The 21,234-nt window shown below is 68.9% G+C and carries 24 protein-coding genes and 2 pseudogenes; 12 read left to right on the top strand and 14 right to left on the bottom strand.

Annotation, left to right across the window (positions count from 1 at the left end; translation table 11 throughout):
- Nucleotides 1-15: 15 nt before the first annotated feature.
- The 3 genes and pseudogenes from ACPWT1_RS18575 to ACPWT1_RS18565 form a co-directional block, all read right to left on the bottom strand.
- Nucleotides 16-870: pseudogene (locus ACPWT1_RS18575) on the bottom strand (aldo/keto reductase).
- 98 nt (nt 871-968) lie between these two features.
- A complete protein-coding gene (locus ACPWT1_RS18570; protein ID WP_427912610.1) occupies nt 969-2,000 on the bottom strand; it encodes an amidohydrolase family protein in 1,032 nt (343 codons plus the stop codon).
- A 10-nt stretch (nt 2,001-2,010) separates the two neighbouring features.
- The gene (locus ACPWT1_RS18565) at nt 2,011-2,670 is read right to left on the bottom strand and encodes a Bug family tripartite tricarboxylate transporter substrate binding protein (protein WP_427912609.1); all 660 of its coding nucleotides are present in this window, start codon (nt 2,668-2,670) and stop codon (nt 2,011-2,013) included.
- Between the two features lie 98 nt (nt 2,671-2,768).
- On the opposite strand from ACPWT1_RS18565, the gene ACPWT1_RS18560 reads away from it, so the two are divergent.
- The 3 genes from ACPWT1_RS18560 to ACPWT1_RS18550 all read left to right on the top strand — a co-directional run bounded on the left by ACPWT1_RS18560 (nt 2,769) and on the right by ACPWT1_RS18550 (nt 3,878).
- Nucleotides 2,769-3,140: a YybH family protein gene (locus ACPWT1_RS18560; protein WP_427912608.1), complete on the top strand. Its 372-nt coding sequence runs from the start codon at nt 2,769-2,771 to the stop codon at nt 3,138-3,140.
- A gap of 63 nt (nt 3,141-3,203) precedes the next feature.
- On the top strand, nt 3,204-3,578 hold the full coding sequence (locus ACPWT1_RS18555) for a VOC family protein (RefSeq protein ID WP_427912607.1): 375 nt from the start codon (nt 3,204-3,206) through the stop codon (nt 3,576-3,578).
- A 45-nt stretch (nt 3,579-3,623) separates the two neighbouring features.
- Nucleotides 3,624-3,878, top strand: coding sequence for a hypothetical protein (locus ACPWT1_RS18550; protein ID WP_427912606.1), 255 nt, complete (start codon nt 3,624-3,626; stop codon nt 3,876-3,878).
- A 9-nt stretch (nt 3,879-3,887) separates the two neighbouring features.
- Here the strand turns inward: ACPWT1_RS18550 and ACPWT1_RS18545 are convergent, their stop codons facing one another.
- From ACPWT1_RS18545 to ACPWT1_RS18530, 4 genes are all read right to left on the bottom strand, one after another.
- Nucleotides 3,888-4,631: a glutathione peroxidase gene (locus ACPWT1_RS18545; RefSeq protein ID WP_427912605.1), complete on the bottom strand. Its 744-nt coding sequence runs from the start codon at nt 4,629-4,631 to the stop codon at nt 3,888-3,890.
- Between the two features lie 77 nt (nt 4,632-4,708).
- Entirely contained in the window at nt 4,709-5,614 is a 906-nt protein-coding gene (locus ACPWT1_RS18540) for a DUF3014 domain-containing protein (RefSeq protein ID WP_427912604.1), read from the bottom strand.
- A 91-nt stretch (nt 5,615-5,705) separates the two neighbouring features.
- Complete coding sequence (locus ACPWT1_RS18535; RefSeq protein WP_427912603.1) at nt 5,706-6,257, bottom strand: hypothetical protein; 552 nt, start codon at nt 6,255-6,257, stop codon at nt 5,706-5,708.
- Between the two features lie 631 nt (nt 6,258-6,888).
- Nucleotides 6,889-7,065, bottom strand: coding sequence for a hypothetical protein (locus ACPWT1_RS18530; RefSeq protein ID WP_427912602.1), 177 nt, complete (start codon nt 7,063-7,065; stop codon nt 6,889-6,891).
- A gap of 219 nt (nt 7,066-7,284) precedes the next feature.
- Between ACPWT1_RS18530 and ACPWT1_RS18525 the strand changes: the two genes are divergently transcribed.
- Together ACPWT1_RS18525 and ACPWT1_RS18520 are read left to right on the top strand one after the other, a co-directional pair.
- On the top strand, nt 7,285-7,923 hold the full coding sequence (locus tag ACPWT1_RS18525; protein ID WP_427912601.1) for a hypothetical protein: 639 nt from the start codon (nt 7,285-7,287) through the stop codon (nt 7,921-7,923).
- A 20-nt stretch (nt 7,924-7,943) separates the two neighbouring features.
- Nucleotides 7,944-9,374 (top strand): RNB domain-containing ribonuclease, encoded by a 1,431-nt coding sequence (locus ACPWT1_RS18520; protein WP_427912600.1) that lies wholly within the window; start codon nt 7,944-7,946, stop codon nt 9,372-9,374.
- 100 nt (nt 9,375-9,474) lie between these two features.
- Here the strand turns inward: ACPWT1_RS18520 and ACPWT1_RS18515 are convergent, their stop codons facing one another.
- From ACPWT1_RS18515 to ACPWT1_RS18505, 3 genes are all read right to left on the bottom strand, one after another.
- Nucleotides 9,475-9,732, bottom strand: coding sequence for a hypothetical protein (locus ACPWT1_RS18515; protein WP_427912599.1), 258 nt, complete (start codon nt 9,730-9,732; stop codon nt 9,475-9,477).
- 143 nt (nt 9,733-9,875) lie between these two features.
- Nucleotides 9,876-10,082, bottom strand: a complete 207-nt coding sequence (locus tag ACPWT1_RS18510) for a hypothetical protein (RefSeq protein WP_427912598.1) — start codon at nt 10,080-10,082, stop codon at nt 9,876-9,878.
- Nucleotides 10,083-10,142: 60 nt separating this feature from the next.
- Nucleotides 10,143-11,303: a helix-turn-helix transcriptional regulator gene (locus tag ACPWT1_RS18505; RefSeq protein WP_427912597.1), complete on the bottom strand. Its 1,161-nt coding sequence runs from the start codon at nt 11,301-11,303 to the stop codon at nt 10,143-10,145.
- A 253-nt stretch (nt 11,304-11,556) separates the two neighbouring features.
- Between ACPWT1_RS18505 and ACPWT1_RS18500 the strand changes: the two genes are divergently transcribed.
- Nucleotides 11,557-13,986 carry a hypothetical protein gene (locus ACPWT1_RS18500; protein WP_427912596.1) on the top strand — a complete coding sequence of 810 codons (2,430 nt, stop codon included), beginning with the start codon at nt 11,557-11,559 and terminating at the stop codon, nt 13,984-13,986.
- An 82-nt stretch (nt 13,987-14,068) separates the two neighbouring features.
- Nucleotides 14,069-14,493 (top strand): annotated as a pseudogene (arsC, locus tag ACPWT1_RS18495) (arsenate reductase (glutaredoxin)).
- Nucleotides 14,494-14,502: 9 nt separating this feature from the next.
- Here the strand turns inward: arsC and ACPWT1_RS18490 are convergent.
- The 4 genes from ACPWT1_RS18490 to ACPWT1_RS18475 all read right to left on the bottom strand — a co-directional run bounded on the left by ACPWT1_RS18490 (nt 14,503) and on the right by ACPWT1_RS18475 (nt 17,180).
- Nucleotides 14,503-14,748: a hypothetical protein gene (locus ACPWT1_RS18490; RefSeq protein WP_427912595.1), complete on the bottom strand. Its 246-nt coding sequence runs from the start codon at nt 14,746-14,748 to the stop codon at nt 14,503-14,505.
- An 89-nt stretch (nt 14,749-14,837) separates the two neighbouring features.
- Nucleotides 14,838-15,197, bottom strand: coding sequence for a hypothetical protein (locus ACPWT1_RS18485; RefSeq protein WP_427912594.1), 360 nt, complete (start codon nt 15,195-15,197; stop codon nt 14,838-14,840).
- 12 nt (nt 15,198-15,209) lie between these two features.
- Nucleotides 15,210-16,091 (bottom strand): DMT family transporter, encoded by an 882-nt coding sequence (locus ACPWT1_RS18480; protein WP_427912593.1) that lies wholly within the window; start codon nt 16,089-16,091, stop codon nt 15,210-15,212.
- 63 nt (nt 16,092-16,154) lie between these two features.
- On the bottom strand, nt 16,155-17,180 hold the full coding sequence (locus ACPWT1_RS18475; protein WP_427912592.1) for a LacI family DNA-binding transcriptional regulator: 1,026 nt from the start codon (nt 17,178-17,180) through the stop codon (nt 16,155-16,157).
- A gap of 190 nt (nt 17,181-17,370) precedes the next feature.
- Between ACPWT1_RS18475 and ACPWT1_RS18470 the strand changes: the two genes are divergently transcribed.
- From ACPWT1_RS18470 to ACPWT1_RS18450, 5 genes are all read left to right on the top strand, one after another.
- Entirely contained in the window at nt 17,371-17,859 is a 489-nt protein-coding gene (locus tag ACPWT1_RS18470) for a gluconokinase (RefSeq protein WP_427915594.1), read from the top strand.
- A 47-nt stretch (nt 17,860-17,906) separates the two neighbouring features.
- Complete coding sequence (locus ACPWT1_RS18465) at nt 17,907-18,356, top strand: TRAP transporter small permease subunit (protein ID WP_427915593.1); 450 nt, start codon at nt 17,907-17,909, stop codon at nt 18,354-18,356.
- 4 nt (nt 18,357-18,360) lie between these two features.
- Nucleotides 18,361-19,653, top strand: a complete 1,293-nt coding sequence (locus ACPWT1_RS18460; protein WP_427912591.1) for a TRAP transporter large permease — start codon at nt 18,361-18,363, stop codon at nt 19,651-19,653.
- A gap of 40 nt (nt 19,654-19,693) precedes the next feature.
- Complete coding sequence (locus ACPWT1_RS18455) at nt 19,694-20,713, top strand: TRAP transporter substrate-binding protein (RefSeq protein WP_427912590.1); 1,020 nt, start codon at nt 19,694-19,696, stop codon at nt 20,711-20,713.
- A 271-nt stretch (nt 20,714-20,984) separates the two neighbouring features.
- Nucleotides 20,985-21,221 carry a hypothetical protein gene (locus ACPWT1_RS18450; protein WP_427912589.1) on the top strand — a complete coding sequence of 79 codons (237 nt, stop codon included), beginning with the start codon at nt 20,985-20,987 and terminating at the stop codon, nt 21,219-21,221.
- Nucleotides 21,222-21,234 lie beyond the last annotated feature (13 nt).

The raw sequence follows: 21,234 nt of genomic DNA, 5'->3' as shown, positions 1-21,234 counted from the left end.
GCGGCCGATCAAGGCTCAAATCATTTCCAGCGGCACCTTCCGGCGGGGCGGCGGGAACGCGCGGTCCAGTGCGGCAAGCTCGTCCGGCGTCAGGTGGATGTCCAGCGCGCTCCGGTTCTGCTCCACATGGGGACGCGTGCTGGCCTACGGTATCGCAATCACGCTTTCCTTGTGCAGCACCCAAGCCAGCGCGATCTGTGCCGATGTCGCTGAGTGCGCGTCCGCGATGCGCCGGATGGCAGGCTCTTCCATCAAGCGGCCCTGCTCCAGCGGCGAGTACGCCATGAGCGGAATGCTGCGCTGTTCGCACCATGGCATCAGGTCGTACTCGATGCCTCGCCGCGTCAGGTTGTAGAGCACCTGATTGGTCGCAACCGCCCGCCCGCCCTCTAGCCCGGCGAGTTCCTCCATGTCGTCCACATCGAAGTTGCTCACGCCCCAGGAACGGATCTTGTCCGCGCGCAGCAGGTCGTCGAAACCCTCCAGCGTTGCCGCGAGTGGCACGGAGCCGCGCCAGTGCAACAGGTACAGGTCGATGCGGTCGGTCTTCAGGCGGCGCAGGCTTCTCTCGCAGGCCTGGACCGTTCCCTTCCGCGATGCATTCTGGGGAAGCACCTTGTCGACGATGAAGACCTCGTCCCTGCGTCCTTCGATCGCCTTGCCGACCACGGCCTCAGCCGCGCCGTCGCCATACATCTCTGCCGTGTCGATCAGTGTCATGCCGAGGTCAATGCCGAACCGCAGCGCGTCGATTTCGCCCTGGCTGTTCTCGGGACGTTCCCCGAAACCCCAGGTGCCCTGTCCGAGGACGGGGACTTCCATGCCCGACGGAAAACTGGTCTTGCGGATGGAAACGGTCCGTGTGTTCATGCACCGACCTTAGCCGCGCGGCGCGGGCGCGTGTTTCCTTTTCCTGCGGTCCGGCGGTGGGCTGGCCCGGCAGCAGCAGCTGCCGAGCCGTCGCTGGGTCAGCCGCCGCAGCGCGGATGCGCCCGCAGCCGCGGGTACACGCCCAGGGCGTTCTCCGCGAAGATGCGTGCCTTGTCTGCGGCACTCGCGTCGGCTGACGCCTCGACGTAGCGGCGCGTGTCGTCGAAGTGGTGCTGCGTCCGCGGATCGATGCCCTGCACGGCGCCGAACGTTTCCGACGCAAACAGGATGTTGCCCGCGGGCACGACGCGCAGCAGCAGGTCGATGCCGGCCTGGTGGTACACGCAGGTGTCGAAGTAGACGTTGCGCAGCACCTTCTCTTCCAGCGGCGGCAGGCCCATGTCCTGCGCCAGGCCGCGGTAGCGGCCCCAGTGGAAGGGCACCGCGCCGCCACCGTGCGGGATGATGAACTTCAGCGTCGGGAAGTCACGGAAGATGTCCGACTTCATGAACTGCACGAAGGCGGTTGTGTCGCCGTTGATGTAGTGCGTGGCCACCGCATCGAAATGCGGGTTGCACGACCCGCTGACGTGGATCATGGCCGGCACGTCCAGCTCCACGAGCTTCTCGTACAGCGGGTACCACCACTTCCGGTCCCAGAGCGGCGGGTCCGCCCAGCGGCCGCCGGTGGGATCCGGGTTGACGTTGGCGGCGACGAACCCGTACTCCTTCACGCAGCGCTCGAGTTCTTCGAAGACGCGCGCGCCCGGCGCGACGCCCGGCGTCTGCGGCAGCTGGCAGGCGCCGGCGAAGTGCTCGGGGAAGAGGCGGCAGACCCGGTGCACCAGCTCGTTGTTGAACCGCGCCCAGGCCACGTTGGCGGCTTCGTCGCCCTGGTGGTGGTCCATGGCCACGGCCTTGGGCGAGAAGATCGTCAGGTCGACGCCGCGCTCACGCATGCGTCGCAGCTGGTGCCCGGAAATGGCGGCCCGGATCTCCTCGTCCGTCACGACGGGCGGGACGACCCCCGCGGCGCTGCCGCTGCTGGCCAGCGCGGCGAGCTGCCGCTTGCGGAACTCCGGGACCTGCGGCGGCGCGGTGGTGAAGTGGCCGTGGCAATCGATGATCATCGGGATGCGGTCAGTCCACCTTGGCGCCGGAGCGCTTGACGACCAATTCCCACAGGGGCAGCTCGCGGGCGATGAAGCTCGCGAACTGCTCGGGCGTGCCCTTCACGTCGCGGGATCCCATCTTCTCGAGGCTGGCCTGCACGTCCTTGCTCTCCAGGACCTTGTTGATGGCCTGGTTCAGGCGTTGCACCAGCGCCGGCGGCGTCTGGGCCGGGGCGAACACGCCGTACCAGTTCTCGGTGACGAAATCGCCCATGCCGAGCTCCTTCATGGTCGGCACGGCGGGCATGTTCTTCGAGCGCTCCGCGCCCGTGGTCGCCAGTGCGCGGACCCGGCCCGACGACAGCTGCGGCGCGATGACCGTCGTGGTCTCGAACGCCATCTGCACCTGGCCGGCCACCACGTCCTGCATGGCCGGGCCCTGGCCCTTGTACGGCACGTGCACGCTGTCCAGGCCCTTTTCCAGCTTGAGCAGTTCGCCCATCAGGTGCTGGGGACTGCCGCTGCCGCCGGATGCGTAGCTGTACTTGCCGGGGTGGCTCTTCACCAGGTCGACGAGCTGGTTCAGGTTGGTCGCCGGCAGGCCGGCGTTCACGTAGAGCACCAGCGCGGCCCTGGAGGCCGGCACGAGGCTGGCCGGCTCGGCAGGCAGCCCGGACAACCTTGCCATTGCGCAGCCCTGCGCCACCTCCTAGATTGATCCCGGCTGCCGGTGATCCGTCGTGGGCCGCCGCCCACGGGGCCGGCTGCCATGGAAGGAGATCGACGATGGCAATCACCCCCCAGGACACCCAGCGCGAATTCGCCCAGGCGTTCAACGCCGGCGACATCGATTCCCTGATGGCGCTCTACGCGCGCGACGCCACGCTCGTGCCGCAGCCCGGCCAGGAGGTCAAAGGGCAAGCGGCGATCCGTGAGGCGCTGCAGGCGTTCCTGCAGCTGAAGGGCAAGATCGACCTGCAGCCGACCGCTGTCGTGCAGTCCGGCGACACGGCGCTGATGCGCAGCCACTGGCGCCTGGCCGGCACCGGCCCCGACGGCAAGCCGCTCACGCTGGAAGCCGACAGCGCCGAGGTCGCGCAGCGGCAGGCCGACGGGCGCTGGGTGTACGTCATCGACAGTCCGTACGGCGGCGCCTGAGCGGCCGCTCTGCAGCGCGCGGCACCGGCAGAATTCCGCGCTCCACGCAACGGAGCGTCTCGAATGGAATTCCACCGCGGCCGCCTCATCGACCATGTCCACCTGCGGGTCGCCGATCTCGCGGCGAGCAGGCGCTTCTACCGCGCCGTGCTGCGCGCGGTCGGCAAGGAGCACGTGATCCGCGAAGGCGAAGATTACTTCTCCGCCGACGAACTCTGGATCGACCAGGCCGATGGCCCGGTCTCCCGCGTGCATCTCGCGCTCCAGGCCAGCGGGCGGGACCAGGTGAAGGCGTTCCATGAAGCAGCTCTCGCCAACGGCGGCCGCGACAACGGCGAGCCGGGGGAGCGCCACTACCACCCGGGGTACTACGCGGCGTTCGCGTTCGATCCGGACGGGCACAACATCGAGGCCGTGTACCACGGGCCGGCGCAATGACACCGCCAGGCCGGACTACGATCGGACCGAACCAGCCGCGCCCCCATGCCCGAAGCCACCATCACCACCGACCTCTACAAGCTCTACCCCTCGCCCCGCAACCGGCATCGCGAGATCTTCGAGCACGAGGTGTTCGTCCCTCACATGTACGCACTCGTCGATCCGCCGAGCTACGACCCGCGGGGCAAGTGGAGCCTGTTTGCCGCGCATCGCCTCGCGGATGGCAAGAACGGCCAGCTGGTGACGTTCGAACTGGAGGCCGATGCCCGGCGGTTCAGCGAGCGCTTCGTGCCGGACTGAAGATGGCCGTCAGCCGTTGCGCTGCCTGACCCACTGCTCGATGGCGTCGCCGTCGCCGATCAGTTCGCCGTTGACGAACATCTGCGGCACCGTCTTGGCCTTCGCGATCGCACCCAGCGTGCGGGTGCGGATGCTGTGCGACAGCGGCACGTCCGCATAGGTCACCCCGGCGTCGTCCAGCAGCTTCTTGGCCCGGGCGCAGAACGGGCAGCCCTCGCGCGTGAGCAGCGCCACCTGGTCGGGCTCGTGGGCGTCCTTGTTGACGTAGCGCAGCAGCGTGTCGGCGTCCGACACCTTGAACGGATCGCCCGGTTCGTCGGGCTCGACGAACATCTTCTCGACGATGCCGTCGCGCACCAGCATCGAGTAGCGCCACGAGCGCTTGCCGAAGTTCAGGTCGCTCTTGTCGACGAGCATGCCCATCTGCTCGGTGAAGGCACCGTTGCCGTCGGGCAGCATGAAGATGTTCTCGCTCTCCTGGCTCTTGGCCCACTCCTCCATCACGAACGGGTCGTTGACGGCGATGCAGACCACCTGGTCGACCCCGTTCTGCCGGAACGTGGGGGCCAGCTCGTTGAAGCGCGGCAGGTGGGTGCTGGAACAGGTGGGCGTGAAGGCGCCGGGCAGCGAGAACACCGCCACCGTGCGCCCCTTGAAGATGTCGTCGGAGGTGATCTCCTTCCATTCGTTGTTCGCGCGGTAGCGGAACTTGACCTGGGGAACGGGCTGGCCCTCGCGGGTCGGCTGTGGCATGGCGTCGCTCTCGTGAATTGAAGGACCGCGTATCTTGCGCCCGACGCAGCGGTCGGGCTACCGCGACGGCGAGGCGTCTATGGCCGGCCAGGCTCGACCGACACCCGCAGCAGTTCCCGCCGCAGCTCCTGCAGTTTCCCCTTCAGCACCTTGCGGTTGTCCGGACCCACGCGCAGCAGGATCTTCTGGCCGGCCGAGAGGCGCTCGAGCTTGGCATCGACGTATTCGTAGCGCGTCCACGGCCTCGGGGTCTGCATCGGCCCCTTCACTTCGGTCAGCGTGATCTTCGGCGCTTGCGCGGGCTCCGGCGTTGCCAGCAGCAGATCGACGACTTCCAGCACCCGTGCGTGCAGGTGGCGATTCGGAAATCCAAGCTCGTGGTACGCCTGCTCGAGCAACGGGTACATGCGGCGGTAGAGATCCACGGCCTGCGCGGCATCGACGGATCCCACGAACGCCACGAACGGCGTGTAGCGCAGTGCGTTCTCGGGAGCGATCACGGCCGACGCCCCGTCGGACCCCGCGACGAAACGGCCCGGCGTCGGTTGCACCGGCCACGCCGTCACTGCAGCGTGCTCGCGCCCGAGGTTGTCCAGCGTTGCAACGAACCTGCGCGGAAAGTCGGTGGTCTCCAGGAATTTCACGACGGCATCGCGGCCCAGGAGGCGGTTGAGGGCGGTGGTGACGTCATCCGGCTTCACCACCGTGTCCGCGGGCGCGGGCTGCAAAACCGGTTCTGGTGTCGTCGTGGCCGAAGGGGTGTCGGGCTGTGCCGCTGTTTCGGCGGGCGCCGACGGGGCAGGGGCCGAGGCGACTATGCGCGGGGTTTCCCGATGGACCCACCAGTACGCGCCGGCAGCGACGACCAGCGCGATCGCCAGGGCGACAAGGATGGTCGGCGCGATGGAGCGCGGTTCCGGGGGCGGCTGGCTCTGGAACGGGCGGGATGCGGAAAAGGAGGGTTCTCGTCGTTCATCGGTCATGCGCCATGGTGCGCCCATCCGTGTCCCACCTCAAGAGAAAGCGGCCGAGGCCCCTTTCGTTCGAGTGGAATGAGCGAGGGCCTCTTTCGTGTCATTGGCTGAGGGCATCGACGTCATTCGGATCCCCCTCGTACGTGTACTCCGCCGCATGGCTCACCCGCTCCCACGCGTCCCTGGCCGGGACCCGCGCACGCTCCCACTCCAGCGTGGAGGTGCCGCGTGAGCTCTCCCACTCACGCTGCAGGTCCGGCTCCATGTCGTCGAAGTGGCGGTCGGGGAAGCGCTTGTACGCATCGAGGCCGTACTGGTACGCCGGGCCGTAGTCCTCGTACTTGGACCCTTGCGCCACGTACGGACGGCTCGTGTAGTTCTCGCGCCAGTACCTTTCTTCGGCGAGCGGGTCGGTCCTCAGCGCGTGGCCTGCGACCGCGCCCACCACCGCGCCGGCCACCGCGCCCGCGGCAGCGCCCACCGGGCCGGTCACGCTGCCCATGCTGGCCCCCGCGGCTGCTCCGCCTGCGACGCCGCCCACGGCTCCGCCCACCACGGCGCCGGCGCCGGTCGCGGCAGTCTTGCCGGCAATGCCCTTCTCGTCCTTGGCCACCGGCCGATCGGACATGGCGTTGTCTTGACGATCAGTCATCGCGATCTCCTTCGCATTGGTCAGGGGGGTGCCCACCGTAGCCCTGGACGCGGCCGCTGCCGATCCCCTGGTTGCTCGTGAGCCGGACAGCAGCGGCCTACGGCGCCGTCGGCCATCGCGCACGCCTCCGAGACCAGCTCAGCGCAGGTGAGAGGACTCCTCGCCGGGACGGCCACGTTCGCGAACGTGTACGGCGTCACTGTGCCGAAGCGCGTCGTGGGCGCCGAGGCCGAACTCGGCCGTTTCGCTGCAATTCGCAACAGCAGCTTTGTCCTACGCGCCCCGTCCATTCCGGCTACAGGGCCCGTGACGATGAGGCACGAGCATGCGCTACCCCGGCAGTCAGTCCGGGCGGGGAGCGAATGGATGAATGGAATGCTGGGCAGCCAGGCCCGCATGCGGCTGGCGCTGGTCTCGATTGCGGCCTTGTGGCTGAGCGCCTGCGGCGGGGGTGGGGGAGATGGCGCCGTCACGGCGGCTCCGCAGCCCGTCGAACCGGTCGCAGCAGGTCCCACGCCGATAGCCGGCGCGCCGGCACCGCCCACCGCTCCGCCCTCTGATTCCATCGGCAGCAGCCCCGCGCCCACGCCGGCGTCCACACCTGCACCGTCACCAACGCCGACACCAGCGCCTACATCTGCACCGGCGCCGACACCGGCGCCGACACCAGCGCCGACACCAGCGCCAACACCGGCGCCGACACCTGCACCGACACCTGCACCGACGCCCGCACCGACGCCCGCACCGACGCCCGCACCGACGCCCGCACCGACGCCCGCACCGACGCCCGCGCCAACACCCGCGCCAACACCCGCGCCAACACCCGCGCCAACAACACCCGCGCCCGGTCCTTCCCCGACGCTTTCCGGGACCGGACCGTTCGGGACCGCGAACCTCAACGCGACCTACTCGCTCGCCACACGCAGCACCCAGGATCGCCCCGACGACTCTTCGGGACCGATGATCAAGGTGATCTACGCCGTCCCGGTCCGGGAACCAGGACCGGCAACTGGACCTGTCGACCACGTTGCCGTACTCGATCGCTTCGGCCAACAAGTGGCTCGACAGCGAGATCGGGCGCAAGATCGTGTTCGACACCTGGCAGGGCGCGCTGGATATCCAGTTCGCCCAGCTGCCGGAGACCGAGGCTCAATACGACGAGCACCGTGCCTTGGGGGGCGTGAACTACAAGCGTCAATGGATCGAGTACGACCTGGCGCTGATGGGCCTCGTGAGGCCGGGGCAAAAATACCTCGTCTTCTACGAGGGCGGCGATGATGGCTACTGCGGCGAGTCGGCGCTGCCCGGCGACGCCTACGACAAGACGGCCTTGGTGTTCCTGAACGGGGTGAAGGGGACATGCGCCATATGGCCGAGGGCAGCAGCGCCCGATGCGGCACCGTCATGGGTTGACGACATTCCGTTCCACGAACTCTTCCATCTGTTCGGTGCGATGCACACGCCGCAGATCCTCCAGACGCAGACGATGGACGAGTACACGCTGAAAACCTGCGACCTGATGTACGACCCGCAGCAGTGCGGCAATACCGGCCGGCGCTACGTGGATCGCTACCGCATGTACTACTACAACCCTGCGGGGTTCAGCGACCCGGCGAGGCCGAACCTCTACTTCTCGCCGTACTTCACGCCGGTCAAGCCCCAGTGAGCGATCGAGCACCACAGCTGTTGCCCCTGGCCGTCGAGGCCATGCGCTCGCATGGCCTCGAGCCCGTGTTTCCGCAGGGCGTGGTCGCTGCCGCCGAAGCGGTGCGCCATGCCGGCCTGCCGCGCACGCCCGACCTGCGCGACCTGCGCCAGCTGCCCTGGTTTTCCATTGACGACGCCGACACGCGCGACCTCGACCAGCTGAGCGTGGTCGAGCCGCTGGCGGATGGCGCCGTGCGCCTGCTCGTTGCGATTGCCGACGTCGACGTGCTCGTTCCGCAGGACAGCGCCATCGATCGCCACGCCGCCACCAACACGACCTCCGTCTACACCGCGGCCGGCGTGTTCCCGATGCTGCCGGAGGTGCTGTCGACCGACCTCACGTCGCTGCACGAGGGCCAGGAGCGTGCGGCCGTGGTGGTCGACATGGCGGTGCAGGCGGATGGCAGCGTGGGCGCATCGGAGCTCTATCGCGCGCTGGTGCTGAATCGCGCCAAGCTCACCTACGACGACGTGTCCGCGTGGCTCGAGGGCAAGGCTCCGCTGCCCGGGCCGAAGGACGTGCCGCAGCTCGAAGGGCAACTGCGCGTGCACGATGACGTGGCCATGCGGATGCGCCGCTGGCGCCAGCAGCGTGGCGCGCTGGAGATCGACACCGTCAGCGCGCGGCCCGTGTTCCGCGATGGCGCGCTGGTGGACCTGCGGCCCGACGAGCGCGTGCGGGCCAAGGACCTCATCGCCGACCTGATGATCGCGGCCAACGTGGCCACGGCGCGCTTTCTCTCCGCGAAGGGCTTGCCGTCGATCCGCCGCTTCCTCGAGTCACCGCGGCGCTGGGACCGCATCGAGGCGCTCGCGGCGACGCTCGGCACCACGCTGCCCACCGATCCGGATGCCGTCGCCCTGCAGCGGTTCCTGGCGGAGCGGCGCGATGCCGATCCCGCCGGGTTCGCCGACCTGTCGCTCAGGCTGGTGAAGATGCTCGGACCGGGCGCGTACGTGGCGGCGCAGCCGGATGGACAGGATGTCGGCCACTTCGGGCTGGCTGCGAGCAACTACGCGCACTCCACGGCGCCGAACCGGCGCTATCCGGATCTCGTCACGCAGCGGCTAGTGAAGGCTGCGATCGCGGGGCGGCCGTCGCCGTATGACTTCGCGTCGCTGCAGGCGATCGCGGGGCATTGCACGGAACAGGAGAACCGTGCGAACGCGGTCGAGCGGCAGGTGCTCAAGGCCGCGGCGACGTTCCTGCTGCAGGGGCGCATCGGCGACACGTTCGATGCGATCGTCACCGGCGCCGCGCCCAAGGGCACGTTCGTGCGCATCGCGCAGCCGCTGCTGGAAGGGCGGCTGGTGCGCGGGTTCGAGGAGGCGGATGTGGGGGATGCGCTGCGCGTGCGGCTGGTGGCGCTGGATGCGCAGCAGGGGCACATCGACTTCGAGCGGGTTTGAAGCCGGGCCCCGTGGAAGCCTTGGGTCCCCGCCTTCGCGGGGACGACGCAGGGGTTGTCATTCCCGCGGAGGCGGGAATCCAGGCCGTCCGTGTCCGATCTCAGCCTTGCCGCTTCGTGGCGGCGCGCGATGCCACGGGCGTGACGGCCGCTTCCCGCTTGGCCACGATCTCCACCCGCGGCAGCGTGACGTAGGTGCGCGAGAACGTGGCCTGCGCGGTCTGCACCGCCTGGTGGCTGGACCGTTCGGCGCCGATCCACGCCAGCGACAGGATCACCACGATCGCCAGCGCGACGCCGACGCGCAAGGCCAGCGGCAGGGACGTCGTGGTCTTCAGGGTATTGGCGGTGGTGGTCATGGCGGGCTCCTTGGTGTCGGTTCGTTGTGCAATGGAGCGGACTCTAGGGAGCGCCGGCCGCCGGCGCGACGGCCATTCGACGAACTGCAGCCGCGTGCGATGAAGTGCAGCCAGCCCGGATGGAGCGCAGGCCCGCAACCTCGTCAGTAGCGCCGCATCACCCCGTCGACGATGGTCTCGGCCAGCGTCAGGCACTCGTCGAACGGGCGCCGGTAGTCGATGCGCTGGATCTGCGCGAACTCTTCCTCCACGTAGGCCGCGTTGGCCTTCAGCCGCGCGATGAACGCATCGCCGTGCCGTGTGAAGAAGGGGGCCGCGTGGTCGATGGCGGCGGGATCCAGGTCGGCCACGGTTGATGCCGATTATTTTTGACAGGCGACGAGGGCGCGCGGCGGTAATTGGACTGGGGCTCACCCCTGGACCACGTTGTGCGGCAGATGCAGCAGCAGCCGCACCAGCTCGGGCTGGCGGTTGGTGCGGGTCTTCTGGTAGATCGATCGCAGCTGCTTGCGCACGGTGTCGTGCTGCGTGCCCTGCTCGCGCGCGATCTCCTTGAGCGAGAGGCCTTCGGCCAGCAAGGCCGCGATCCGGCTCTCGGCCGGCGTCAGACCGAACACCGCGAACAGCAGGCTGGGGTCGATGGCGGGCGACGACTCGGGGTGGAAGAAGAGCAGCATCACCACCGGGCGCAGGCCGAAGGTGCCCATCATCTCCTCGGGCGGCAGCACGGTGAAGAAGGCGTAGAGGCCGTCGTTGGGCGCCGCTTCGGTGGCCACGTGCAGCGACTGGAACTGGGCCCGGTACTCGGCTGCGGTCGCGCCGGCGGTCTTCAGCTGCGCCTCGATCCCGGCCACCCGCCGCAGCAGCTCGCGCCCGTGCGGCTCGGGCAGTTCGATCCTGCCGCCGGCCACCTGCACCAGGCGCGTGCTGGCCAACAGCTGCCTCGCCGCCTCGTTGGTGTGGATCACGTCGCCGCCGGGTGTCATCAGGATCACCGGCTGCCGCAGCTTGTTCACCAGCGCCTGGCCCACCAGCGCCTGCGTGGAGTAGAAGAAGTTGCGGATGGTGATGCGCGCGGCGCGGCACAGGTGCGGCAGCAGCTGGTCGAGCAGGGCGACTCCCTCGGCCGGCATCGGCCCCTGCTCCTGCGTGCGCAGGGTGGAGAAGATCACCGTCGCATCGCTGGCGTCCACGAGCTTGGTGGCCGTCATGAAGCGCCGGTTGTTGGGAATCAGGAACTCCTGGTAGAACGGATCGGCAGCGACGAAGGCCTCGTCGAAGTCCTCGTGGCAGTGCACCCACTGCCGCTCGGGGCGCTGCATCACCAGGGGCACCCGCGGGTCGACGAATCGGTACTGCTGGATGTACGCCAGCTCGCCCTGCACCGGGAGGTTGGCGCCTTCGCTGTACGAGAGGGTCTTGTGCCGGTTGTCGAAGCCGAGCATGTGGACGGACTCGGAGCCGGTGGCCGTGCAGATCGCCTGGTAGACATCCGGCCACTTCGCCGGTTCCTCGACGGCCGCGTAGACCAGGTCGACCAACTCGCCATATGCCGGGCTGCTGCTTGTCATGGGCACTTCGCTTTTCTTCTTCGTTGGGGGCGTGGACCCAACCCCGGACCGTGAGCATTGCATGGGCCGGCGCGCGAAGGCATCGAGCGGATTACTTACAACCAATGCCTACCTCGGCGGCAGGGGCCATTGGTCGTACCTCAATCGGGGAATGGCCCGCATCGACCCCCTCGCGGATGCTCGCGCCCCGGCGGGTCATGGGTTCCCGCCGTGTGCTTCGTGTCGACAAACAGTGTTGTGAACTAGGAGTCTTATGAATACGAGGAAGAGCGGGCTTGCGCTGGCGGTTGCCGCGAGCGTGGCCCTGTTGGTGGCCTGTGGTGGCGGCGGCGGCGGAGGCGGGACGCCCGTGGTCGGCGGCGGCGGTGGCGATGTCACCACCGGTGGTGGTGGCGGAGGCGGAGGCGGCCAGCCCAGCACGACTGCCGTGGCAGTGACCGTCATCGACGGTGCCATCCGCAATGCCACCGTGTGCCTGGACAAGAACCTCAATGGCGCCTGCGACAGCGACGAGCCGTCCGCGAAGACCGATGCGTCCGGCGCCGCCAGTCTCCAGGTCGACGCCGCCGATGCGGGTAAGTACCCGGTCCTGGCCATCGTCGGCACCGACGCCGTCGACGCCGACAACGGCGCGGTGACCACCGCGTTCGTGCTCAAGGCGCCGGCCGACAAGCCGGCCGTGGTCAGCCCGCTCACCACCCTCGTGCAGTCGCAGGTGGAGGCCACCGGCGCCAGCACGGCGACCGCCGAAGCAGCGATCAAGGCCCAGATCGGCCTGGACGTCTCGCTGTTCCAGGACTTCACCAAGAGCACCACCACGGAAGGCGCCACGCTGAACGCGATCGCCCGCACCATCGTGGTCACCACGCAGCAGCAGACGTCGGCACTCGCGTCCAGCGTGGGCGGCGCCGCGATCGACGGCAGCACCATCACGCAGCAGGACATCAACGACCTGATCACCCGCAAGCTGCTGGAGGTGCTGCCCTCCGTGGTGGCGCAGCTGGCAGACCCGGCCGTGCAGGCCGCCATCGCCAGCAAGGATCCGGCGCAGCTCAATGCCGCGCTGGCGCCCGTCGTCGCCAGCGCCGTCAGCAGCTCCGGCATCACCACGTCGTCCGTGGGCACGCTGGTGGGCATCGCCAACCAGCAGCAGGCGGCGACTGGAGAGGTCCCGGTGACCAATGTGGCCACCGCGGCGCTGAACCAGCTGACGTACAACGGCGCGGGCAACTGGTTCCAGCGCGTGTTCTCGTCGACCGCGGCCCAGAACGCGCCCGACGCGTCGGGCAACACCCGCGCCGTCGAGCGCCGCAGCCGCGCCAATTCCGGCGTCGTCGCCCACTGGGCATTCGGCGGCAACCCCAGCGCGCAGAGCGACTTCCACTGGAACGGCGGCAACTGGGTGCAGTGCGCACTGCAGACCGAGACCATCAGCGGCGTGCGTGACGCCGAGGGTCGTGCCAACTACAACTACTGCGATGGGTTCGACGTTGGCTCCAGCCAACGCGCCGCCTTCGACGTCAGCGGCAAGACGATGCTGGACGTCTACAACCAGGTGCGCGGCGCCGGCTTCGTGAACATCACCATCGCCAATGCGGCCACCGCACTGGGCACGGCGACGTTCCCGGCCAACTCCAAGCTGTTCTACCAGACCAACACGCCGCTCAGCACCGCCATCGGCTACTCCCCGTCGCCGGCCAGCGAGCTGCGCAACCTCAACGCCGACGTGGCGGCCGGCAATGCCTCGGCGTCCGACACCGGAGCGGCGTGCGCGTCCATCACGCCCGCCACGTCGCTGACCACGATCTCCAGCCCGGCAACGTCCCTCGAGTCCTTCATCGCCGCCAACCCGGCGACGCCGTGCTACTACCCGACCAGCACGATGCAGGTGCCGTCCACCAGCGGCACGCCGGTGACGGTCTCGAGCGGATCGCGCAACGAGTGGTGGAACAACAGCACCGCCGGCATCGGCCAGCTGGGCAACGTGCCCGTGGGCGCCGTGCAGACGGCCGGCTCCGAGAGCTACTACACCGGCAACACGCTGCTGCGCGTCGGCTTCGCCGCCGGCAACGTCGCCAAGTACTTCGCCTGCCAGCAGCGTGCCAGCGATGGCTCCGTCCGCAACTGCAACCCGATCGGCACCGGCACCTACGCGATCAACACGCTGGGTGACGCGCGCGTCCTGACGCTGGCCAACACGCCGGTGCAGGCTGCCGCGCTGCAGGAACGGGTGTTCGTCGAGCGTGGCGGCAAGGTGCGCGTGGGCTACAAGAACCGCACGACGCCGAATCCGTCGGCCCGCATGAACATGGCGGCCACGAACGCGCTGCTGGCGCAGCTGGGCATGGAGGCCGTCGATCCCGAAGCCGCGTTCGAGCTGACCCCGGCCTCCTACCAGGGCGACTGGCAGGTGTGGAATGCCGCCGACGTGGACGTGGTGGACTACTCGATCGTGCGCATCCAGCCCAACTTCAACGGCACGACTGGCTATCTCTGCTTCGACAACACGGGTGCGACCTTCAGCTGCACCTTGTCGCTGAACCCCGCCACCGGCGCGGTGACGCTGCAGGACACCGACGGTGTGCTGACCGCCACCTTCGGCATGGCGAGCGGTGCGGTGACCGGGTCGTTCGCGCCGGCCGCGGGAGGCGCTGCCGAGACCATCGTGGGGCGCCGCCGCTAAGCGACTGATCGCCTGAACCGCAGCGGCCCGGCACCCGACGAGGGTGCCGGGCCGCTGTCATTCGGGAAGGGACAATCGCGGCATGCCCGACGTCACCATCTTCCACAATCCCGCCTGCGGCACGAGCCGCAACACGCTCGCGCTGATCCGGCATGCCGGCATCGAGCCGGTCGTCGTCGAGTACCTGAAGACGCCGCCGTCCACGGAGCAGCTTCGCCATCTCGTGGCCGAGATGGGCGTCACCGTGCGTGACCTGCTGCGCGAGAAGGGCACGCCCTACGCAGAGCTGCGACTTGGCGATCCTTCGTGGACCGACGAGCAGCTGGCGGCCTTCATCCAGCAGCATCCCATCCTGATGAATCGCCCGGTGGTGCGCACCCCGCTCGGCACGAAGCTGTGCCGGCCTTCGGAGGCGGTGCTCGAACTGCTGCCCGCCGGGAAGCTGCCCCCTTCGTCAAGGAGGATGGCGAGACGGTGGTGGACCCGGGCTGGCGCCGCGCGAAGTGAGGCCCGGGGTCAGCCGCCTTCCTGGTCGGCGGCGGCCGTGGCGGGGCCGAAGTACCCCTGCTCGAGGTGCCGGACGAACTTGCTCGTCCAGCCGCCGAGCGGATAGAGCGCGGTGCCCATCGGGCCGCTGACGGCCACGCTCCCGTCATCCAGGATCCTGGCGTCGAAGGCCGTCGCGTCGCGTCCATGGCTGCGCACCATGGACTGGACGAAGGTGGTGTGGGGGCCCTGCTGGAGGTTCCGTGCCGGTCGCATCGGCGCACCTTAGACGGTCCGGAGCTGGCGTCTGTCAGTGCGTATCGACGGCTAGGCGCGCGTTGTCCTGCGCCGCGTCCGCGGTCCGCTCATGCCGAGTCGGGGAACGCGCCGCGGAATGCCTCGCAGAAAGTGGCGGGGCCGCCCAGCGTGAGGCTCAGCGTGATGCGCCCGGTGACGGGTTGTCGCAGCGTAAGCCGTGCGCTCGCCGCGTCATAGGTGAAATCCAGGATGTCGCCGGTTTCACCGGTGCCCTGCAGGTCGAAGTCCCAGCCGCCTTCGTCGGCCGGAGACGGCGGCCCGAATTCGCGGTGCGCCCACTGCAGCACTGCCTCGGCTTCACGCAGCAGGGCCGGCAGGCGGTCCGGCAGCACGGACGCGAGGGCGTCGAAGCTCGCGCCGCCGCTCTCCTCGTCGGTGACATCGAACAGCAGGTAGTCGAGCTGCATGGGTTGCGACGGTCAGGTCCGCTTCAACACGGCGAGCGGATTGAATCCCGTCACCAGCCCGGCCGCCAGCAGCACGAGCGCCACGCCCGGCACCATGCCCGGCGTGAAGCGCTCGCCGAGGAACCTCGCGCCCCAGGTGACGCCGAACATCGGGATCAGGAAGGCCGACGAGGTCGCGGCACTCGCGGAGATCTCGCGCATCAGCCGCATGCTGATCCAGTACATGAAGCCCGAGGTGAAGGTGCCCAGCACCGCGATCGCGATCAGTGCGTTGGTCGTCGGGTGCATGCGCGACACGGTCGTCGACGCCGGCAGCAGCAGCACCAGCGCCGCTGCGATGTGGACGGCGGCAGACGCAGGGAGGGGCGCATGCGTCATCGTGGCCCGCTTCATCAGGATCGAGCCGAAGCCATAGCTGGCCGATGCGGCCACACAGGCGAGCACGCCGAGGGCCACGCGCATGTCGGGCGCGAGCGGCCCCAGCTGCACCAGGAGCGCGACGCCGCCCAGCCCGCACGCGCAGCCCACCAGCTTGCGGCCGGTGAGGCGCTCCTCGCCCATCGCGGCGCCTGCCACGACGCCGAACAGCGGCGCAGTCGCATTCAGCACCGCCGAATAGCCTGCCGGGATCACCAGGCCGGCGGCGTTGAACAGCACGAACGGCGCGACCACCGTCAGCACGCTCAGCACCGTGAGCGACTTCCAGTGCTCGCGCGTGGGCAGCGGCTGGCGCCGCACGCGCACCAGCGTGCCCAGCACCATCGCCGCAAGTGCGCAGCGGATGAAGGCCATCGGCAAGGGCCCCAGCGCCGGGGCCGCGATGCGGATCATGGGAAAGGAGGCGCCCCAGACTGCGGAGAGGAACAGCAGCTGGAGGAAATGGCGGGACTGCATGCAGCCGCGATTCTCTCAGCGCGGTGCGGCGTTCACTGGCCGCCGTCTGACAAGCTTTTTCGGCTACGTGCTCCCCCGCACCACCACCTCGAACCCCAGGTCGACGCAGCGCTTCTCCACGGATTCGCCGCGCATCAGCTGCACCAGCATGCGTGCGGCCTGCTGGCCCATCTCCGCACGCGGGGTGCGGATGGTGGTGAGGGGCGGCACCATCTGGTCGCTGCCGGTGAGGTCGTTGAAGCCGGCCACCGCCACGCGCTGCGGCACCTGGATGCCCAGGCGCAGCGCCGCGAGCAGCGCGCCCTGGGCGAGGTCGTCGTTGCAGAAGAAGATCGCATCGACCGGCGGGGTCTGGCCGACGATCTGCTCGAACATCACGCCGCCCAGCGCGATCGACGAGGGCTGCGGGTTCAGCCACTCCAGCACCGGCGTGTGCAGCCTGGCGTGCCGCATCGCATCGCGCCAGCCCTCCAGCCGCTGCAACGTGCGCGGGTCCAGCTGCGCGGCCGCGAAGGCGATGCGCTTGTGGCCCCCCGCCAGCAGGTGCTCCGTCATCGCTCGGCCCGCATCGCGCTGCGACATGCCCACGCTGTGGACGCCCGGCAAATCGGACGTCTCCATCAGGTGCACGCACGGCGCGCCGCTGCTGGCGATCAGCCGCTCCGTGGCGGCGCTGCGATCAAAGCCGGTGACCAGCAGGCCCGGCGGCCGGTGCATCAGGTGGCTGCGCAGCAGGTGCTCTTCTTCGGCGGGGTCGTAGTGCGTGACGCCGATCAGCGTCTGGTAGCCGGCGGCAGCCAGCGTTTCCTGAGCGGCTTCGAGCAGGTCGACGAACAGCGCGTTGGCCAGCGCGGGCACCAGCAGCGGCACCTGCGTGCCCTGGCGAGAGGCGAGGGCGCGGGCGGCCGGGTCGGGCACGTAGCCCAGCTTGTCGGCGGCGGCCCTGACGCGCTCCACCAGCGCCGGATCGACCGCACGCTCGCCGCGCAGCGCGCGCGACACGGTGATCGGGCTCACGCCCGCCGCATGGGCGACGTCGGCCAGCGTGGTGCGGCCGGTGGCGCGGGGGCGGGCGGGCTTGGAATGCATGAGGGTGTCGCCTAGGGGAAAGTCCGGGGCCGGAGCCGTCAGCCTGTCCGGTTAGGATAGCGCTATCCGTATGCGCCATGGCAGCGGGGAAACCCCGGTCCCTCGGAGAATGGGGTATCCCAGGCTGCCTTGGTGCAATTTTCGTGCCGTTTTGGATAGCGCTGTCCTCTTGAATCACCGAATCGTCGTCATGGGTGTCGCCGGCTGCGGCAAGTCGACCGTCGGTGCCGCCATCGCCTCGGCCGAGGCCATTCCGCTGGTGGAAGGCGACGATTTCCACAGCGCTGCCAGCCGCGACAAGATGGCCCGTGGCATCGCGCTGACCGACGACGACCGTGCCGCATGGCTCGACGTGCTCGGCGCGAAGCTCGCCGCGCACACGCAGGGCGTGGTGCTCACCTGCTCCGCGCTCAAGCGCGCCTACCGCGACCGCCTGCGTGCCGCCGCGCCCGGCCTGCGCTTCGTCTTCCTCGCCATCGAGCGCGAAGCCGCGCGTGAACGCGTCGCCGGCCGCGGCGCCCACTTCTTCTCGCCCCATCTCGTGGACAGCCAGTTCGCGACGCTCGAGCCGCCCGTGGGCGAGCAGGGCGTGCTGCAGGTCGACGCGCTCGCGCCGATCGCCGCCATCCAGGGCCAGGTGCATGCCTGGCTGCAGGGCAACGACAAGGACCCATCGTGAATCTTCCCGCTTCGAGAGGCCGCTTCCAGTGGGTGGCCAACGCGCTCATGGGCGCCTGCCTGGGCGTGATGGCGGTCGCCGTGTTCGTCAACGTGGTGCTGCGCTACGGCTTCGGCAGCGGCATCGTCGCCAGCGAGGAACTCTCGCGGCTGCTGTTCGTGTGGATGGTGTTCATCGGCGCGACGGCGGCTTATCCGGCCGGCGAGCACATGGCCTTCACCTCGCTGGTGGGGCTGCTGCAGAACCGGCGTGGCGCGATGGCGGCGATGACCGTCCTGATCCGCCTGTGCGTGCTGCTGGCGTGCGTACTGCTTGGCTGGGGCGCGTGGCTGCAGGTGCTGGCGGGCATGTCGACGTATTCGGTGGTGCTGGGTTATCCGGCCTCGCTGCTCCCGTTGCCCGCGCTGCTCTGCGCCATCGCCATCGGCGTGATGGCGATCATCGAATTGATCAAGCGCGAGCCGCTGGACCTGGGCCACGCGGCCGAGGTGGAGTGAACTGATGTCCCCTGAAGCACTCGCCTTCATCGTCTTTTCCGCCGGCATGCTGGTGCTCATGGGCATCGGCATGAACATGGCCCTGGCCCTGGTGCTCACGGGCGCCGGCATGGCCTGGGTGCTCGGCTTCTGGGACACCCAGCTGCTGGCGCAGAACCTGGTGGCCGGCATCGACAGCTTCCCGCTGCTGGCCGTGCCGTTCTTCATCCTCGCCGGCGAGCTGATGAACTCGGGCGGCATCAGCAAGCGGATCATCGACATGGCGCAGGCCTGGGTCGGCCACATCCGCGGCGGCCTGGGCTTCGTCGCGATCGGTGCCGCGGTGCTGATGGCGTCCATGAGCGGATCGGCGCTGGCCGACACCGCGGCGCTGGCCACCATCCTGCTGCCGATGATGAAGCGCCAGGGCTACCCGATGGCGACGTCGGCGGGCCTGCTGGCCTCGGGCGGCATCATCGCGCCCATCATCCCGCCGTCGATGCCGTTCGTGATCTACGGCGTCACCACCAACACCTCGATCTCGCTGCTGTTCCTCTCGGGCATCGTGCCGGGCCTGGTGATGGGCGTGGGCCTGCTGGTCGCGTGGAGGCTGGTGCTGGGCAAGATCGAACTGCCGGCCGGCGAGCCGCTGCCGCTGAAGGAGCGCCTGCGCGCGACGGCCAAGGCGTTCTGGGCCATGCTGATGCCGCTGATCATCATCGGCGGCATGAAGACGGGCGTGTTCACGCCGACCGAGGCCGCCGTGGTCGCCGCGTTCTATGCGCTCGTCGTCTCGCTGTTCGTGCACCGCGAGATGCGCATCGTGGACATCGGCCCGGTGCTGGTGCGCGCGGGCAAGACCACCGCCATCGTGATGTTCCTGTGCGCCGGCGCCCAGGTGGCCAGCTACATGATCACGCTGGCCGACCTGCCCGCGGTGCTCACCAGCTGGCTGGGCCCGCTGGTGCAGAGCCCGCGCCTCCTGATGGCCGTGATGATGATCGTCCTGGTGCTGATCGGCACCGCGCTGGACCTCACGCCCACGATCCTGATCTTCGCGCCGGTGATGCTGCCGATCGCGGTCAAGGCCGGCATCGACCCGGTGTACTTCGGCCTGATGTTCGTGCTGAACGGGGCCATCGGCCTGATCACGCCGCCGGTGGGCACCGTGCTGAACGTCGTCGCCGGCGTCGGCCGCCTCTCGCTGCACCAGGTGATCAAGGGCGTGAACCCGTTCCTGGTCACCTACGTCCTGATCCTCGCGCTGTTCACCGCGTTCCCGCAGCTGGTCACCGCACCGGTCGCGTGGATGCGCTGAGGCCTTCCCCTTTCCACAACCACTCCCCTTGGAGACTCGCATGACCATGATCCGTCGCACCGTGCTCGCGGCCGCTGCCGCCGCCACGCTGCTCGCGCCGCTCGCCGGCTTCGCCGCCGACATCAAGCCGCGCCTGATCCGCTTCGGCTACGGCCTGAACGAGGACAGCAACCAGGGCCGCGCCGCCAAGTTCTTCGCCCAGCAGGTCGAGAAGGCCTCCGGCGGCAAGATGAAGGTGCGCGCCATCGGCGCCGCCGCGCTCGGCCCGGACACGCAGATGCAGCAGGCGCTGATCGGCGGCGCGCAGGAAATGATGGTGGGCTCCACCGCCACCCTGGTGGGCATCACCAAGGAAATGGCGCTGTGGGACACGCCGTTCCTGTTCAACAACGCCAAGGAAGCCGACGCCGTGCTGGACGGCCCGGTTGGCACCAAGGTGATCGACAAGCTGCAGGACAAGGGCCTGGTGGGCCTGGCGTACTGGGAGAACGGCTTCCGCAACCTCACCAACAGCAAGCGCCCGGTGACCAAGGCCGAGGACCTGGACGGCATCAAGCTGCGCGTGATGCAGAACAACGTCTACCTGGACTCGTTCAAGACGCTGGGTGCCAACGCGGTGCCGCTGCCGTTCTCGGAGCTCTTCAGCGCGCTGGAGACCAAGACGGTCGACGGCCAGGAGAACCCGTACAACACGATCCTGTCGTCGAAGTTCTACGAGGTGCAGAAGTACCTGACGGTCACCAACCACGTGTACAGCCCGTGGATCGTGCTGGTGTCGAAGAAGTGGTGGGACGGGCTGTCGAAGGACGAGCAGAAGGTCCTGTCCGATGCCGCCAAGTCCAGCCGCGACTTCGAGCGCAAGGACACGCGTGAAGAGGGTGCCAGGGCGCTGGCCGACCTGAAGGCCAAGGGCATGCAGGTCAACGAGCTGCCCGCCGCGGAAGCCGCCCGCATGCGCGACAAGCTGACCAAGGTGAACGGCCAGATCGCCGCGAACGTCGGCATGGACCTGTGGAACGAGACCCAGGCGCAGCTGAAGACGCTGCGCGGCGGGAAGTGATCCAGCTGTCATTGCGGGCTTGACCCGCAATCCAGTCCGGTGCCCGTTCGAGCACCGTTGCTGGATCCCGGGTCGAGCCCGGGATGACACCCACCCGGAGTCACATGAAAGGCGCCGCCCGGCAACGGGCGGCGCCTTTTGCTGTCTGCGCCGGCGCTTGCGCGCTGATGCGTGGCTCAGCAGGCGTCCTACAGCGGGAACTGCCGCGCTGGAAGTCCGCGGCGATGCGGTCGGTCGAACAATCCCTCCCATCGCCACAGGGAGTCCAGACATGGCCGACGAAGCAGATCTCGCATTCGATTCCGAGCAGCGCCACCTGACGAACGCGCTCGCCGCCCAACGTCGCCGCAACCGCGTGCTGGAGCCCGTGGGCTGCTGCCACTACTGCGGCAACGCCGAGGGCATAGCGGAGCGGCTGTTCTGCGATGTGGACTGCGCGGACGACTGGGAGTACGAGCACGCGCTGCGGCACCGGCTCGGGTTGCCGGAGACACCGGCGCTGCACTGACGGCGACGGGACT

Origin of the sequence: Ramlibacter sp. MMS24-I3-19, from assembly GCF_050320135.1 — a bacterium.
GTDB lineage: Bacteria > Pseudomonadota > Gammaproteobacteria > Burkholderiales > Burkholderiaceae_C > Ramlibacter.
The sequence above is the reverse complement of the archived record's forward strand: the minus strand, read 5'-3'. Positions and strand labels throughout refer to the sequence as shown.

What these genes read in the sequence shown, in the direction of transcription:
- ACPWT1_RS18570 (WP_427912610.1), bottom strand. Translation starts at nt 2,000, where the DNA reads ATGATCATCGATTGCCACGGCCACTTCACCACCGCGCCGCCGCAGGTC.
- ACPWT1_RS18565 (WP_427912609.1), bottom strand. Translation starts at nt 2,670, where the DNA reads ATGGCAAGGTTGTCCGGGCTGCCTGCCGAGCCGGCCAGCCTCGTGCCG.
- ACPWT1_RS18560 (WP_427912608.1), top strand. Translation starts at nt 2,769, where the DNA reads ATGGCAATCACCCCCCAGGACACCCAGCGCGAATTCGCCCAGGCGTTC.
- ACPWT1_RS18555 (WP_427912607.1), top strand. Translation starts at nt 3,204, where the DNA reads ATGGAATTCCACCGCGGCCGCCTCATCGACCATGTCCACCTGCGGGTC.
- ACPWT1_RS18550 (WP_427912606.1), top strand. Translation starts at nt 3,624, where the DNA reads ATGCCCGAAGCCACCATCACCACCGACCTCTACAAGCTCTACCCCTCG.
- ACPWT1_RS18545 (WP_427912605.1), bottom strand. Translation starts at nt 4,631, where the DNA reads ATGCCACAGCCGACCCGCGAGGGCCAGCCCGTTCCCCAGGTCAAGTTC.
- ACPWT1_RS18540 (WP_427912604.1), bottom strand. Translation starts at nt 5,614, where the DNA reads ATGACCGATGAACGACGAGAACCCTCCTTTTCCGCATCCCGCCCGTTC.
- ACPWT1_RS18535 (WP_427912603.1), bottom strand. Translation starts at nt 6,257, where the DNA reads ATGACTGATCGTCAAGACAACGCCATGTCCGATCGGCCGGTGGCCAAG.
- ACPWT1_RS18515 (WP_427912599.1), bottom strand. Translation starts at nt 9,732, where the DNA reads ATGACCACCACCGCCAATACCCTGAAGACCACGACGTCCCTGCCGCTG.
- ACPWT1_RS18505 (WP_427912597.1), bottom strand. Translation starts at nt 11,303, where the DNA reads ATGACAAGCAGCAGCCCGGCATATGGCGAGTTGGTCGACCTGGTCTAC.
- ACPWT1_RS18500 (WP_427912596.1), top strand. Translation starts at nt 11,557, where the DNA reads ATGAATACGAGGAAGAGCGGGCTTGCGCTGGCGGTTGCCGCGAGCGTG.
- ACPWT1_RS18490 (WP_427912595.1), bottom strand. Translation starts at nt 14,748, where the DNA reads ATGCGACCGGCACGGAACCTCCAGCAGGGCCCCCACACCACCTTCGTC.
- ACPWT1_RS18485 (WP_427912594.1), bottom strand. Translation starts at nt 15,197, where the DNA reads ATGCAGCTCGACTACCTGCTGTTCGATGTCACCGACGAGGAGAGCGGC.
- ACPWT1_RS18480 (WP_427912593.1), bottom strand. Translation starts at nt 16,091, where the DNA reads ATGCAGTCCCGCCATTTCCTCCAGCTGCTGTTCCTCTCCGCAGTCTGG.
- ACPWT1_RS18475 (WP_427912592.1), bottom strand. Translation starts at nt 17,180, where the DNA reads ATGCATTCCAAGCCCGCCCGCCCCCGCGCCACCGGCCGCACCACGCTG.
- ACPWT1_RS18470 (WP_427915594.1), top strand. Translation starts at nt 17,371, where the DNA reads ATGGGTGTCGCCGGCTGCGGCAAGTCGACCGTCGGTGCCGCCATCGCC.
- ACPWT1_RS18465 (WP_427915593.1), top strand. Translation starts at nt 17,907, where the DNA reads ATGGGCGCCTGCCTGGGCGTGATGGCGGTCGCCGTGTTCGTCAACGTG.
- ACPWT1_RS18460 (WP_427912591.1), top strand. Translation starts at nt 18,361, where the DNA reads ATGTCCCCTGAAGCACTCGCCTTCATCGTCTTTTCCGCCGGCATGCTG.
- ACPWT1_RS18455 (WP_427912590.1), top strand. Translation starts at nt 19,694, where the DNA reads ATGACCATGATCCGTCGCACCGTGCTCGCGGCCGCTGCCGCCGCCACG.
- ACPWT1_RS18450 (WP_427912589.1), top strand. Translation starts at nt 20,985, where the DNA reads ATGGCCGACGAAGCAGATCTCGCATTCGATTCCGAGCAGCGCCACCTG.